This is a genomic window from Pseudomonas sp. NPDC007930, from assembly GCF_042958985.1.
In the GTDB taxonomy this organism is placed as follows: domain Bacteria; phylum Pseudomonadota; class Gammaproteobacteria; order Pseudomonadales; family Pseudomonadaceae; genus Aquipseudomonas.
In genome coordinates this window covers 216,996-231,799 of sequence record NZ_JBIBKC010000007.1, presented here as the reverse complement: position 1 = coordinate 231,799, position 14,804 = coordinate 216,996, and the positions used below count along the sequence as shown (strand labels likewise).

Annotated in this window: 12 protein-coding genes; 1 reads left to right on the top strand and 11 read right to left on the bottom strand. The window is 63.7% G+C overall.

The window, feature by feature from the left end:
- Window positions 1-72: 72 nt before the first annotated feature.
- The 11 genes from ACFZCE_RS16930 to ACFZCE_RS16880 form a co-directional block, all read right to left on the bottom strand.
- Entirely contained in the window at window positions 73-924 is an 852-nt protein-coding gene (locus ACFZCE_RS16930; protein ID WP_390941008.1) for a TauD/TfdA family dioxygenase, read from the bottom strand.
- 31 nt (window positions 925-955) lie between these two features.
- Window positions 956-2,527, bottom strand: a complete 1,572-nt coding sequence (locus ACFZCE_RS16925) for an ABC transporter substrate-binding protein (protein WP_390941006.1) — start codon at window positions 2,525-2,527, stop codon at window positions 956-958.
- Between the two features lie 36 nt (window positions 2,528-2,563).
- A complete protein-coding gene (locus tag ACFZCE_RS16920; RefSeq protein ID WP_390941004.1) occupies window positions 2,564-3,910 on the bottom strand; it encodes an OprD family outer membrane porin in 1,347 nt (448 codons plus the stop codon).
- Between the two features lie 213 nt (window positions 3,911-4,123).
- The gene (locus ACFZCE_RS16915) at window positions 4,124-5,347 is read right to left on the bottom strand and encodes an acyl-CoA dehydrogenase family protein (protein ID WP_390941002.1); all 1,224 of its coding nucleotides are present in this window, start codon (window positions 5,345-5,347) and stop codon (window positions 4,124-4,126) included.
- Complete coding sequence (locus ACFZCE_RS16910; protein WP_390941000.1) at window positions 5,344-6,249, bottom strand: TauD/TfdA family dioxygenase; 906 nt, start codon at window positions 6,247-6,249, stop codon at window positions 5,344-5,346. The genes ACFZCE_RS16915 and ACFZCE_RS16910 overlap by 4 nt, the downstream gene beginning before the upstream one ends.
- A gap of 30 nt (window positions 6,250-6,279) precedes the next feature.
- On the bottom strand, window positions 6,280-7,716 hold the full coding sequence (locus tag ACFZCE_RS16905; protein ID WP_390940998.1) for an FAD-dependent oxidoreductase: 1,437 nt from the start codon (window positions 7,714-7,716) through the stop codon (window positions 6,280-6,282).
- A 43-nt stretch (window positions 7,717-7,759) separates the two neighbouring features.
- Window positions 7,760-9,376 carry an ABC transporter substrate-binding protein gene (locus ACFZCE_RS16900; protein WP_390940996.1) on the bottom strand — a complete coding sequence of 539 codons (1,617 nt, stop codon included), beginning with the start codon at window positions 9,374-9,376 and terminating at the stop codon, window positions 7,760-7,762.
- Between the two features lie 38 nt (window positions 9,377-9,414).
- Window positions 9,415-10,365 carry an oligopeptide/dipeptide ABC transporter ATP-binding protein gene (locus ACFZCE_RS16895; RefSeq protein WP_390940994.1) on the bottom strand — a complete coding sequence of 317 codons (951 nt, stop codon included), beginning with the start codon at window positions 10,363-10,365 and terminating at the stop codon, window positions 9,415-9,417.
- Window positions 10,362-11,372, bottom strand: coding sequence for an oligopeptide/dipeptide ABC transporter ATP-binding protein (locus ACFZCE_RS16890; RefSeq protein ID WP_390940992.1), 1,011 nt, complete (start codon window positions 11,370-11,372; stop codon window positions 10,362-10,364). The genes ACFZCE_RS16895 and ACFZCE_RS16890 overlap by 4 nt, the downstream gene beginning before the upstream one ends.
- On the bottom strand, window positions 11,365-12,177 hold the full coding sequence (locus tag ACFZCE_RS16885; RefSeq protein WP_390940990.1) for an ABC transporter permease subunit: 813 nt from the start codon (window positions 12,175-12,177) through the stop codon (window positions 11,365-11,367). The genes ACFZCE_RS16890 and ACFZCE_RS16885 overlap by 8 nt, the downstream gene beginning before the upstream one ends.
- Window positions 12,167-13,087: an ABC transporter permease subunit gene (locus ACFZCE_RS16880; RefSeq protein ID WP_390940988.1), complete on the bottom strand. Its 921-nt coding sequence runs from the start codon at window positions 13,085-13,087 to the stop codon at window positions 12,167-12,169. The genes ACFZCE_RS16885 and ACFZCE_RS16880 overlap by 11 nt, the downstream gene beginning before the upstream one ends.
- A gap of 339 nt (window positions 13,088-13,426) precedes the next feature.
- Here ACFZCE_RS16880 and ACFZCE_RS16875 point away from each other — a divergent pair, with 339 nt between their 5' ends.
- Window positions 13,427-14,800, top strand: a complete 1,374-nt coding sequence (locus ACFZCE_RS16875; RefSeq protein WP_390940986.1) for an aminotransferase class I/II-fold pyridoxal phosphate-dependent enzyme — start codon at window positions 13,427-13,429, stop codon at window positions 14,798-14,800.
- The last annotated feature ends 4 nt before the right edge of the window (window positions 14,801-14,804 follow it).

Below are 14,804 nucleotides of genomic sequence, written 5' to 3'. Positions count from 1 at the left end.
TGAGCAGCTGCCGCCCTCCATGGCTATGAAGCCGAGGGCCGTTGGGTTTGCACGCATCGGTGTTCGCCGGCATCAAGCCGGCGTGGCCACCTTGCGGTGCGGGATGTCGTCACTGGCAACCAGCACCCGCTCCATCACCCGCGGGAAATCACCGTAGTTCTGCACCGCATAGTGCAGCGTGGCGCGGTTATCCCAGAACACGATCGAGTCCTTGCGCCAAGACACCCTGACCTGAAACTCCGGCCGGGTGACTTCACGCCGTAGGCGCTCGAGCAGCGCCTCGCTGGCCGCCGGCTCCCACCCCAGGATCGAGGGGTTTTGCAAGAAGTTGGCGTACAATACCGTCTCCCCCGTTTCCGGGTGAGTCCGTACCAATGGGTGGGCCACGATCGGCTGATTGACTCCGGCTTGTTGCAGCGCTTTGTGATGGTCGTGAACCAAATGCAGGCGGTCGATCGTCTCTTTCAGGTCGTCGGGCAACCCCGCATACACCTGCGCGGCATCGACCCAGACAGTGTCGCCGCCCACCTCAGGCACATGGATAGCCCGGAGGATACCCCCCAGCACCGGCCGAACGTCCCAACTGGTGTCGGTATGCCAGGCGCCGTATTGAAGCTTCTTCACCCGCCGCCGCGCTTCTACAGCCGAGATCAAATCAATACCTGGCTGAGCGCCTTCTGGCTTGGCCGTGGTGGGGTGATCGTAGACCGCGCCAAACTCAGCCGCGAAGGCCAGGTGCTGCTGGCGATCGATCGGTTGATCACGAAAAACAAGCACCTTATGGCGCAAGAGCAGCGCGCGGATCTGCTCGCGATGGGCAGCGCTCAATGGCTCACGCAAGTCGAGCCCGCTCACCTCGGCCCCGATCAGCGGCTGCAGGCGCTGTACCCGCAGGACCGCGCTGAATGAAAGGTTGTCGCTCATTACCGTTCTCCTAAGGGTGTAAGACACGCGCTCATGCCCAGCGCGCCTCAAGGAAGTTCAGTGCCGCGGTACCTTGGCTAGGGGTCCAGTCCAGGGCACGCTTGCGCCCATAGACCCGGTGGATTTCAGAGAGAAAGATCGCCGCCGCGTCGTCGTGCAGGATCTGGCCGATACGCTGGAAGATTTCCCCACGCACGCGGGTGTCTACAATCGGCGCAACCTCGGCAAACAGCGCCTCGACGCCAGGGTTGCTGTAATCCGACCAGGCTCCGGATTTCACGAAGATGCCGCCAACTGTGTGCACCGGGTCGTAGATCGCATTGGCACCCTGCTGCACGGTCATCGGCGTGGTACGCCGGGTGTCGTTCCATTGCACGAAGGTGGCGTAATCCAAGAGTTGGATCTCGACCTTGACCCCCACCTGCCCCCAGTACGCCGCGATCGCTTCGCTCAGGCCCTTGGGGTAGTCGTTGGGGCACAACAGCTTGGTACTGAAGCCGTTGGCGAAGCCCGCGGCGGCCAACAACTGCCGCGCCTTGGCAGGGTCATAGGGATAGGGTTTGAGCGCCGGGTTGGCGCCGTAGGGGTAGTAGCGAGAAATGCCACTGGCCAACGGCTCGCCGATGCCGTATTGCACGGTCTTGATGATCGCGTCCTTATCGATCGCGTAGTTCAGCGCCTGGCGCACCTCACGGTGAGACAGCGGCAGGCTCGGGTCGCGGGTGTAGGGCCGAATGATCAACGGCGAAGCCACCGGGTTGGCAATCGCCGCCAAACCCGCGCTGGCGTTGAGCGCCGCGAAGCTTTGCGGCGCGACACCGACGACGACATCGACCTCACCGGCGAGCAGGGCATTGAGCCGATTGGTTTCATCCTTGATGGTGCGCATCACGATACGGCGGATGGCGGGCTTGCGCCCCCAATAACCTTCGAAGCGCTCAAGCTCAAGCTGGTTGCCGTCGGCGCTGAAGGCCTTGACCCTGTAAGCCCCGGTGGCAACCGGTGTACGGGAAAAGAACTCCACCGCTGGCACGCTGGAACCGTAATTCGCGGGGAGGATCGGCAGGTACCCTGCCAACTTGTTCTGGAAGGCACCGTCGGGTTGCTTCAAGCGAAAACGCACCGTGTGCTCACCCAGCACGTCCACGCCGTCGACATAGGGCGCGAAGAACGGGCGCCGCGAGCTTTTGGTCGCCGGGTCCAACGCCAGCTCCATGGTGAACTTCACGTCAGCCGCCGAGAGCTCCCCGCCGTGATGAAACTGAACACCCTTACGGAGCTGGAAGGTATACGCAAGGCCATCGGCTGAAACCTCGACCGAGGTCGCCAGGCTTGGCCGCAGGTTACCGACCTTGTCGAAGGCATAGAGCCGATCGAACACCAATAAGGTGTAACGATCCGAATCGCTGGTCACCGCCACCACGGCGTTGAGGTTGGCGAAGCTTTTGTCCAGGCCAACCACCAAAGTGTCGCGATCGATGGCCGGCGTAGCGCTCGAAGACGCCCAGGCCGGCCCGGTGCCCGCAAAGGCCACGGCACCGGCAGCCAGCCCAGCCATCTTCAGGATATGACGGCGCTGTGTATCTATCTCATGGTCGCCCATGCTCACGCTCCTGTTCTGTAGTCTTACCCAGCGCGCTCAAAGCAGCCTCAGCTTGTAGTTCACCAGCAGCCGTGTCTGGTCCAGGTCGCTGACCGCTCCGCTGCGCAGCGATGCCTGGCGAACCGAGAACGTCACGCCCTTCAACGGTCCGCCCTGAACGACGTAGTCCAGGGCGATGTCGCGTTCCCACTCGTGCTGGTCAGGCCCATTGGCGGTGCGTATCTCATCGCCTTTGAGGTAGATCATCGAGGCACTCAAGCCCGGCACGCCCAAGCCGGCGAAGTCGTAGCTGTATTGGGCAAAGCGGGTACGCTCCCCCGCGCGAATGAAGCTACTGACCTGCCGGTCGGTGAGCAGGTAGTAACTGCCAGGGCCAGCCCCTTCATTGGGCAAGGAGTTCTGCGCAACCTGATAAAAACCGCTACCGCCAGACAATTGCTGTTGGCCGACCATCAGCGTGTGGCTGCCCAGGGTGTAGGTGAACGCGGCGCTCCAGACCCGGCTGTCGATCTTGCCGGTGGTGCTGGCATACCCGGCGCCGGCATAGCCTTCGGCACGGCCCGCCGCGGTGTCGTTGGCGCCATCGGCACTGGTGCGGAAGTAACGCAGGTCTGTCTTGAGCGACTGATCATTCGCGATAGGCAGCACATGTGTCAGCCCTACGAAGTGCTGAACGTAATAGTCCTCGAGCTTGCCGTAGTAGTACTGAGCCGTCAGCGCCGGCGTTACCGCCCAATCGCCACCGGCATAGGTGAACTTGTTGCTTTGCCGGGTGCCGCCGTTCACCGCGAGCCCGGTATCGTTGGTGGAGGAGCGCCCCACGGCATGCTCGATCAGGCCACCCACCAAGGTCAGGTTCTTGATGTCCTTGGAGGTCAGCTGGTAGCCCTCATAGGTTTGCGGCAACAGCCGCCCATCGTTGGAGAGCAGGACCGGCAGCTTGGGCTGCAGCGTACCCACACGCAGCTCGCTCTTGGCAAAGCGCGCCTTGCCCGTCAGGCCCAGCTTGGCGTAGTCGTCTACCGCGCTGTTGTCCGACTCCAGCGGAAACAACTGCCCCGGTGTACGGCTCACGCCGGCCTTCCCGGCTTTACCGCCGCCATCCAAACGAACGCCCAGTTGGCCCAACGCATCGATACCAAAACCAACCACCCCAAGTGTGTAACCAGAGGCATAGCTGAGCACGAAGGCCTGGCCCCATTCCTTGTTCTGCCCGGTGTAGGCGGCGTTGCCGATCTTGCCGCGGCTTTCACGGTTATCCGTGGTGAAATGGTTGTTGCGCAGGCTTAACGTCAGTTGGCTGTCGTCGATAAAGCCGGCGGCCGCCGCGTATTGCGCCAAGGTGGAGAGTGAAACCATCAATGCCAGGGGTGACTTGTACACGCTCGATGCTCCTGTTCAGGCACAGCCTAGGTGCCTGCTTGTTGTGGCAGGGGCTCTCGTGAAAACCATGCTCGGCACGATGCTCATGGACAGAGCCCCAAGTGGGCTCGTTGCGGTGGTCCGCTGGCGAAGGGTATTTACGTTCTGGTGCGGGGTGGTTTCAGGCGGCGTAGCCCGCTCGCCCGATGATCTGTTTACAAATCGTTTTCCGGCTCATGCGCCATGCTCCGAGGCTTCAAGCGCCAAACCGGCCGCGGTGGCGGGCCCCTGCAGCAGCGCTTTGCCTACCTGCGCCGCGGTTCGGTCCAGGTGTTCGCGCATGGTCAAAAAGCGCAGGTCACGGTACTTCCGGGCCAACGCCGAGGCAGCACCAAAATGGCTAGGCCCGGCAATCTGAACCACGCCATCGAGCAGCTGCTGCGCCACATCGATGGCCTGGTGCTTGGCGCCCAACGAGGCCTGGGCGGCCTCGGCTTTATCCGCCTGGGTCCACAACCAGGCCGCGCGATAAAGCAAGCCGCGGGCACCGTCGATGGCGAACCGCAGGCGGCCCACGTGCCGTTGTACATGGGTGTCATCCGCGGTACCCCGGCGGGTAATCGCGCTGATCGCTGCTTGCAGGATGCCCTCCGCCGCGCCTACGTATTGCGCGGCGAACCCGAGGTCAGCCTTCACCGACCATTGCCCGCTGAAATGCTCGTTGCAAGCCCCGATGGTATCGGCCCAGCCTACCTTTACCGCGTCCAGTTTCACTGTCGGGCTCACGGCGGCGCGCATGCCGAGCGGGTCCCACGAGCCCTCCACGAACGAAACGCCCGGCGCCGAGACCGGTACGGCGAACGCAACCCGCTGCTGGGCAACAAAACGCTCACCCTCGGGGCTTGTTGGATTGACCGCCGCGCCGAATACTCCGTCTGCCAGTACCAGCAAGTATCGCGAAGCACTGGCCAATGTGGCGTAGTTCTTTACACCGTCCAGCTGCCAGCCCCCCTCACGCGCCCGGGCGGTCGTCTGGTGGCGCGCGCCGCGGGCCGTTCGCCCGGGCTCGCTGCCCAGGGTTGTCATCAGCGCGCCGTTGTCTATGACATCGCCCAGAATACGCTGGCGCTGCGCTAGGGTCGCGGTCTGGTCGATGTAATGTGCAGCGTGGCAGTGCACCTGCAGGCAATGGCTGGTGGCCAGGCATACCTGGGCTATCTGCTCCAGCGCTAGCAGGTAGGCCAACGGGTCATCACCTTGAATGCCGCCCCCCGCCCCACCCACGTCGCGGCCGATGACCAACCCCAGCAGCCCGTGGTGGCGAAGGTCGGCCAGGTTCTGGAGAGGGACTTCGGCCAGTTGGTCGTAGTGCTCCGCGCGCGCGGCAAAGGCATCTCTGGCCAATTCACGTGCCAGCCCCTGGACCCTCGATTGTTCGGCGCTCAGCGATAGGTTCATGCCGCCCCCACGCTGGCGTCTGAAGTACGGGTTACACTGCTTTTGCCATCGATGGCGGTCGCGAAAGTACCGCTGACGGTAACCCGGCGCACCACCCGCGGAGCATCGTTGTAGTCATCGACAGCCTTGTGCAATGTCGCGCGGTTATCCCAGATCGCCACATCGCCTGGTTGCCAGCGCCAGCGCACGATGTTCTCGTGAGCCGTGGCGTGGTCGTGGAGAATGGCCAACAAGCGGGCCGAGTCGGCGCTGTTGAAGCCCACCAAACGCTTGATGAAATGACCGAGCAGCAAAGCGCGCTCGCCGGTTTCCGGGTGTACGTGAACGAGCGGATGCTCGGTCTCGATGACACGTTTTTTCGCCAGTTCCGCGTGAAAGCTGGCAGCCGTGCTTGACCCCGCGGGCACCAGCGCGCTGCTGTCATAGACGTTACTGTGCACCGCCCATAGCTCGCCCACCAAACCTTTCAAGGGTTTGGGCAAGTAGGTATACGCCGCTGCGGTATTGGCCCACAGCGTGTCACCTCCGAGCGCGGGAATCTCCACGCCGCGTAGCACCGATAACGCAGGAAATGCATTGAGAAAGGTCAAGTCAGCGTGCCAGGTGCTGGAGCGGGTATCGCGGCTGTCCAGGTTCAACGTCGCTTTCGTGCCTTGCAGCGCAGCGCGCGCGGGGTGCCCCTGAAGCGGGCCGAAGCGCGCGGTAAACGCTTCATGGTCGGCCTCGTCAAGGTGCCCCTGCCCGCGGAAGAACAGTACCTTATATTTCAGCAGCGCCTGGCGCAGCGCAGCCACCGTGCTTTGCGGCAGGTCACCAGCCAGCCGTACTCCGTGAACTTCGGCACCGGTGCGCACGGTCAATGGGCGTATATCCAGCTCGGGCGTCGTGGCGGGCAGGGTCATTCTCGGTATCTCCTCGTGAGGGTCGGGCAATCAGCCCGCCGGTGCTTCAGGGGCGCCCGCCACGGCATGGGCGTAGTCGTCGAAATGCAGCTCCGCCGGTACTTCGCTCAGCAAGCGGGCAACCTGTTGGTCGATGTCCTCGAGAAAGAAATCCTCGACCAGGTGGCGCACCAGCCTCGGCACGCCAAAACGAATGCTGCCGACGTCACCGACGTGGCGCCCGAAGCTGGTGATCGCGGCGAAGTTGAAGCAGTAGATGTTTTCAACCCAGGGTGTGGTGCCCGGTACCCGCGGCTGAAACTGGTACCCCGGGCCTAGGTACGGATAACCGGCGTTGGGGCGCAGCAACTCGGCATCAGGCATTGCATAACGGTCGCGCCACAGCGCGATATGCTCGGCAACCCCTTTGAGCTCGTCGCGCAAAGCCAGATCGCAGCGGTAACCAGTGCCGGCAATGACGTGGTCCGCCTGCACCCGCAGGCCACGGCTGGCGAGCACGGCGCGCTCACCATCGAAGCCAGCCTTCAGGTCGCTGGCCTCCAAGTGCACGGTAAAGTTCTCGAAGCGGGTCGCGCGGGCGACCACCTCCGGCGTCGGCCCCGGCGACCGCTCGCGAAAATGCCAGGCCAGCTTCCAACGCACCGCATCGGGCAGGCTGGCAAAGTTCTCCTGGGCCGCTGGATACTTCAACGTGCCCATGTTCGAAGCCGCTGCCAGCCGCGCATGCCGGCAATACAGATGGACCCACGCCGCGCCCGCCTCCAAGGCCGTCGCCGCGGCATCGAACGCCGCGGAGCCCGCGCCGATTATCGCCACCGTGCGCCCAGCCAGTGCCGCGAAATCGATAGGTGCGTCAGTGTGAGCAACGATCCGGGCGGGTAGCGCCTCGCTGATGGCCTCGGGAATATACGGCGCGCCACTGCCCGCGATACCGGTGGCCAGCACCACCTTGCGGGTGGTCTCGGTAAACGTCCGGGCGCCCTCTCGCAGGTGCAAGCGCAACAGCCCGGCGTGGGGTTCGATACGCAGCAGCTCAATGCCAAAACGCACTTCAACACCGGCTTGCTCGCGCAACCACTCCAGATACCTGGCCCACTCGCTGGTCGGGATCCGTGGCAGCGCGTCATAGGCCGCCAGCCCATGCTGCGCCTCGTACCAGGCGCGGAAGGTCAGCGAAGGAATATCCAGGTCCGGGCCCGCGCTGCTTTTTGCGGTGCGCAGGTTGCGCATGCGCGCTTTAGCGCGCCAGGCACCGGTGCTCGCCGGCCGGCGGCTTTCGATGACCGAGGTGCGGGTCACCCCGGCACGCGCCAAGGCAAACGCGGTGGTTACACCACTCTGCCCGCCGCCGACCACGACCACATCGTGATCACTGCCCAGATGATCGGGAACCCAGTTTTCGGGTGCCTCTCCCAGCAAGCGCAAGTCGTCGTGGACGCGTTGTTGCAACAGCTCAAAAGTGTTCATGGGTATGCCGTACAGGTTGTCATCTTGGAAAATGAGGTGGCCATCACGCCCAGCGCGCTTCATGGAGGCGCAGCGCGGCAGTGCCTTCGGTGGGTGACCATTGCAGGCGTTTCTTGCGGCCATAGACGCGATGAATTTCTGAAATGAAAATCGCCGCCGCATCGTCATGCAGGATCCGGCTGATGCGCTGGAACAACGCGCTGCGCCCCGCGGTATCACTGGTGCGCGCAGCCTCGGCGAACAACGCCTCTACCTCGGGGTGGCTGTAGTCGGACCACGCACCTGACTTCACGAACAGGCCGCCGACCGGATGTGAAGGGTCGTAGATGGCGTTGGCCACCTGTTGCACCGTCATCGGAGTGGTCCGACGGGTGTCGTTCCAGCTGACCCAAGTGGCGTAATCGACCACTTGGATCTGTGCGATAACGCCGACCTGCGACCAGTAGGCCGCCACAGCCTCGGCGACTTCCTTGGGCGTATCGCTGGAAATAAGCAGCTTGGTGTTGAACCCCTTGGCGAAGCCTGCCGCCTTGAGCAGCTCCCTCGCCTTCGCCGGGTCGTAGGGGTACGGCTGCAAGGTGGCGTCGAAGCCGTAGGGGTAGTGGCGCGAAATACCGCTGGCCAAGGGCTCGCCGATCCCCTGCAAGACGGTTTTGATGATGGCGTTCTTGTCCAGTGCGTAGTTCAGTGCCTGGCGTACCTTTACTTCGGAAAGCGGCAGCTGAGGGTCGGTGGTGTACGGGCGCACCAATAGCGGCGCGGCCACCGGGTTGGCGACGGCGGTAAAATCCGCGGCCGCCTTCAAGCGCGAGAAGTCCTGCGCCGGGACGCCCACCACGAGGTCAATTTCCCCGGCCAGCAACGCATTCAGGCGGTTGGTGGGGTCTTTGATGGCACGGAACACTATGCGCTTGATCGCGGGCTTGGCGCCCCAGTAGCCCTCGTAACGCTCCAATTCCAGCAGGTTGCCATCAGCACTCAACGACACCACCCGATAGGGGCCGGCAGCCACCGGGCTGCGCGCGAAAAATTCCAGCGCGCTCACGGCGCCGGCGTTGCCGGCCAGATCGTAATGGCGCGGGATAATAGGCAGGTAGCCGGCAAGCTTGTTATGAAAGGCGCCGTCTGGCTGGCTGAGGTGAAAGCGCACGGTGAGGGGGCCTAGCACTTCGACGCGCTCTACGAACGGCGCGAAAAAAGCACGCCGCGCGCTCTTGTTGGCCGGGTCAAGGGCGAATTCCATGGTGAACTTGACGTCATCGGCGCTCAGCTCACCGCCGTGATGAAAGGTGACCCCGGGCCGTAGCCGATAGGTGTAGCTGAGGCCGTCATGGGCAATTTCGAAGGCGGTGGCCAGGCTTGGCTGCAATGTACCTTGAGCGTCGAAAGCATAGAGCCGGTCAAACACTTGCAGGGTATAGCGGTCAGAGTCACCGGTGCCTGCCACCACCCCGTTCAGGTTGACGAAACCTTTGTCGAGGCCGATCACCAGCGTATCGGTGTCTACCGCCGGGCCTTGCCCCGCCGCCGCCCAGGTGGCCGTGGCGGGTGCGAGGCCCGCAGCCGCGGCCAGGGCCATGGAGGCCTTCAGCAGGCTCCGGCGCCCTAGCGCGGCGGGCCGTTCAACCGCGTGTTCGTTGTCGTGCTGTGTATCGCTCATGGTAGGTTTCCTGAAACGTCAAAGGGCGGTAGCGGTGCTCAAGCGTGGTGGCAAGCGGCAAAGTGCGCCGGTGCCACTTGCCGAAGTGGGGGGGCCTTTTCGCGGCAACGCTGGGTCGCAAGCGGGCAGCGCGGGTGAAACGCGCAGCCCGAGGGCGGCCGTAAAGGCGACGGCACCTCACCCTGCAACGCCGCGGTGAGGCTGCCGCGAGCAGGCTCCGCCGCCGCGATCAGCGCGCGCGTGTAGGGATGGCGAGGCGCCTCGAGCACCGACTCCACCGGCCCCTGCTCCTGCACGGTGCCCAGATACATCACCCCGACGTAGTCACTCATGTGCGCCACGACGGCCAGGTCGTGGGAAATCAGCAGGTAGGTCAGGCTGCTGGCCACCTGCATGTCTTGTAGAAGGTTAAGCACCTGCGCCTGCACCGAGACATCGAGCGCCGACACGGGCTCGTCAAGTACCAGGCACTGGGGCGCCAAGGCCAGTGCCCGCGCGATCGCCACGCGTTGCTTCTGGCCTCCGCTCAACTCGGCGGGATGGCGCGAGGCCAATGCCTCCGGCAGGCCCACCTGTTCCATGAGGTGATTGACCCGTAAGGTCATCTGCCGGGCACCGAGGCCCTTGCGGTGGATGCGCAACGGTTCATCGATCAACTCACGCACCCGCAATGTGGGGTTGAGCGAACCGTACGGGTCTTGCAGTACGGGCTGCAAGCAGGTGCGCAACCAGGCCAAGGCGCGTTGGCTGCCGTCCATTGCCCGGCCGTCGATCTGCACAGCGCCCGCGCTGGGCCGCTCTGCGCCCATGATGATCTTCGCCACGGTACTCTTGCCTGAGCCAGACTCGCCCACCAGGCCATAGGTGCCGCCACGCGGCACCTCCAGTGACACACCTCGCACCGCGTGCAAGGCGTGCCCGGCGCGCAGCAGGCCGGCGCCTACCGGGTAGACCTTGTGCACATCCTTGATGGAAATAAACGCGCTCATTGAAGGCTCACCTTCCCGCTGAGTAGTTCATCGCTGCGCCAACAGGCAGCGCCTTGGGCCCGGCTGCCCTGCTCCGAAAACCTGGGCTGCCAATCAGGGTATTGCTGATGGCAGCGTGGCTCGGCGAGCGGGCAGCGGGGGGCGAAACGGCAGCCATCAGGCAACGCCGAAAACGCCGGCGGTTGGCCTTCGATGGCCAACAGGCGTGGGCGCCGACGTGAAAGCTTCGGGATCGCCTGCAACAACGAGGCGGTGTATGGGTGTGCAGGTGCCTCGAACACCTGCTCCACGGGCCCCTGCTCGACGATGCGGCCGGCGTACATCACCGCGATGTCGTCGCTGAAGTAACGCACGATGTGCAAGTCGTGGGTCACCAAAAGCATCGCCATGCGGTGCTCGGCCTGAAGCTCTGCGAGCAGCCGCAGAACCTGCATACGCAGCGTGACGTCGAGCGCGGTAGTCGGCTCGTCGGCGATCAGCAGGCCAGGATTACACGCCACCGCCATGGCGATTGCCGCGCGCTGGCGCATGCCGCCCGAGAATTGATGGGGGTAGCTGCCATAACGTTCCTCGGCCGCCGGGATATGCACTCGGCGCATGGCCTCGACACTGCGCTGGCGGCTCACGCCGCGGCCCGGCGCCAACTGGTAATCGATGATCTCGCTGATCTGCCGCCCCACGCTGAACAATGGGTCGAGCGAGGTGTGCGGGTCCTGCAGCACGGTGCCGATGCGGCTGCCGCGCAGGCGATGCATCGCGTCGTCCGGCAACCCCAATAGGTCCTGCCCTTCGAAACTGATCTTACCGCCCACCACCCGCGCGCCCTGGGGTAGCACTCGCAGCAAAGACAGACAGCTCAGCGACTTGCCCGAACCGGACTCACCGACCAACGCCAGGGTACGGCCAGCCTCGACGGCGAAACTGACGTCATCGACGGGGCGTATCACACCATGGGCAGTCACGACCTCGACAGCCAGGTTCTTGACCTCAAGCACAGGGCTAGACAACGGCCACCTCCAGCCTGGACCCATTGCCCTGGCGCAGCCGCTTACCGGTCACATTGACCGCCAGAATGGTCAGCACCAGCACCGCGCCGGGCATAGCAGTGAGCCACCAGGCCTGGGTAAGGTATCCACGGCCATCGGCAATCATGGTGCCCCATGACGGGTCTGGCGGCTGCACGCCGAGGCCGAGAAAGCTCAAGGTGGCTTCCAGGGTGACGATCAAACCAATATCGAGGGTAACCAGCACCAGCACGGTGTTCAGCATGTTCGGCAACAGGTGGCAGCCGAGCACTCTTGCCACCGAAGCACCGCCCAACTCGGCGAGCAGCACAAAGTCCCGTTGGCGCAGATGCAGGGCCTCGGCGCGCACGATGCGCGCAAAGCGTGGCCAGGTGGCCAGTGAAATCGCCATCACCAAATTGAGGATGCCGGTGCCGAGCGCAACCGTCGCGACCAGCGCCAGGATCACCGGCGGCAAGCTGTACTGCAGATCTGCCGCGCGCATGATGATCGCGTCGAACCAGCCTCCGCGATAACCCGCCAGCAACCCCAACAGGCAACCCAGCCCGCCGCCGGCGCCCACCGCGGCGGCGACAATCGACAGCGAGGTGCGGCTGCCATACACCACGCGGGTAAAGGTGTCGCGGCCCAGGTTATCGGTGCCGAACCAATGCGCGGCGGAGGGGGCCTGCAACGCCGCGCCCAGGTCGATAGCGTCACGGCTGAACAGCGGCAACCAAGGTGCAAGCAACGCGGCAAGCACCACCACGGCCAGGAAAGCCGGTGCCAGGTAATGATCAATTCGCAAGACGAATCCTCGGGTCGAGCCAACCGTACAAGACGTCGACGATGAGATTGATGAGCACGAACAACAGCACCACCACCAGCGCAACGGCCTGGATCACGCTGTAGTCGAACTGTGAGATCGCATCGACCATGGCGCCGCCGATGCCAGGCCAGCCAAAGATCACCTCGACCGACACTGCACCTGCGATCAGCAAGCCGAACTGCGATGCGGTGAACGTCAAAATCGGCAAGCTGGCGTTCTTCAGCGCGTGCTTGAAGATGACCGCGCGTTGCGAGATGCCCTTGATACGCGCAAAGCGAATGAAGTCAGCGCGCAGAATGTCGGCCATGGTCGACTGTGTGAGTTTGTAGAGGGCGGCGGTTGAATAAAGGCTCAGCGACAGCGCCGGAATGACCAGATGCGCGAGCGAACCATAGCCATTGGTGGGCAGCCAGCGAAGGTCGACTGACAACCAGCGAATCAGCAGTAACGCGACCAAAAAGGCTGGCGCGGCCAGCCCAAGGGCGGCGATTCCATCGGCGACACGGGCAAGGTTGCCCCGCGGGCGTTGCGCGGCGGCGATACCCGCTGGCACGCCGAACACCACACTCAACAGCAAGGCGGTACCCGCCAACAGGATGCTGGGCACCACACGCGGGAGCAGCACCTCAAGCGCCGGCTGCCCGGTGATAAAGGATGCTCCCACATCGCCACGCAGCAGGTTGCCGGCATAGATGCCGTACTGCAGCAGCACGGGTTTGTTCAGCCCCATCTGCTCGCGCAGTACTTCACGGTCTTGGGCAGTGGCTTCAGGGGGTAACAACAGGTGAGTGGGATCGCCGATCAGGCGCACGCTGACGAACACCAGGACTGACATCAGCCATAGCGTGACCAGCGCGGAGCCTATGCGTAGCAGCAAGTATTTTTTCATGTGCCGTCGATCCCTCAAGCCCAGGCAGGGCAAGTTCGGGCTGCACAATAGAAAGGCTCCGTTACCTGTCAAAATACTTTGTACGCATTACCTAATAACCACGAACCGTTATGTTCAGAACAAATGAACATAACCAGGAATTGCCATAAAACGCTTCTAAATAGGTATATAGGGAAGGCACAGACTCCATGGATTTATCCTGGGCGATCACATAGAGTGGCCTGCCGGCGTACACGGCCGTGATCATATTTTTATGTTTTCAGATATGTACCTACGAGTTCCTCCGCCCTTCCCCGCTGCTCAGCCAGCGCAATTCAGGAGACCGCTGTGCTACAGCCAGTGCAAAGCCTGTGGTTAGCTGGCCACATAGAATCCGTGGCCAGTGATGGCATCGCCACGGCCCTGGCGGAGTTGATCCAAGCAGGTACGGTGCCCCACGGTGCGCGCTTGCCAACCGTGCGTGAATTCGCCGCTGTGCTGGGTACCAGCGCGGGCACCGTGGCCGCGGCCTGGAGTGCGCTGCGTGATCGGGGGCTTATCGAAACACGCCGCCGCGGAGGCACCGTTGCCGTCAGCCCGGCCGCTGTACCGGCCCAGGGCACCGTCACTCTTGCTCCCAGGCAATGGCTTGCGGTGCAAGAGCCCCACTGGGCAGCGATCGATCTGTCACGCGCAAGCGCCGACCCAACCTTACAACCGGACCTGGCGCCGGCCTTGGCGGCCGGGCTACAGGTCAAACACCTGCACGCAGCAGAAAAAGAGCACATGATCGAAGCGTTGCGTACGGCGGTTGCGCCGACCTGGCCGGCGCAGGTGCAGGCGTGGACCACCGCTGGGGGTGGTACCGAAGGCATGCTGCTGGCGTTGCAGGCATCGCTGCACCCAGGTGACGCGCTCGCTATCGAAGAACCCACCAGCCCACGGTTGCTCGGCTTGCTCGAGCTGTTGAAGGTACGGGCAATTGCCGTGCAGTGCGATTACCAGGGCCCGCTGCCTCAATCGTTGCGAGCAGCGCTGGCGCAAAGCCCCACCGCGCTGCTCTACCAGTTGCGCGCGCAACTGCCGACCGGGTCGGCGTTGACGGCGCAGCGCCGCGACCAATTGGCAGAAGTACTTGCTGACTACCCGCATGTGGTGGTGCTGGAAGACGATCACATGGGCACGGTTTCCACCGCGCCCGCGCACAGCATGGCCGAACGGCTGCCTGAGCGTACCCTCTTGGTACGCGCCTACTGCCGGGCGTTCGGCGTTGACCTGCGAACATCCGTATTAGGCGGGGCGGCCAGGCTCATCCAGGCCATTGAAAACTACCGCAGTGACCGCGTGGCGATGACCAGCCGGATCTTTCAGGGCGCGCTGGCGTTCTTGCTGACGGATCCCTCCGCGGTTGCAACGCTCGAAAATGCTCGCCAGCGTTACGCCTGGCGCCGGCAAACGCTCACCCGCGCGCTGGCGGAGCGAGGGTTCAAAGTAGATGAAGGCACCGGCTTGTCGCTCTGGCTACCGGTCGCTGACGAAACCGCGGCGATCGTCAGCCTGGCGTCGCAGGGCGTGGTGCTGGGCAGCGGTTCGCATTGCTTTAGCGGTGACCAGCCACAGCCTGGGCTGCGCATTGCGATCAGCCGGTTGCCTGATGATGAACAGCGTATTGCCGAGCTGGCGCAACTGATCGCCGAAGGTGTCAAGCGGCCACGCCAAGAGGGGTTTGACTGATGCC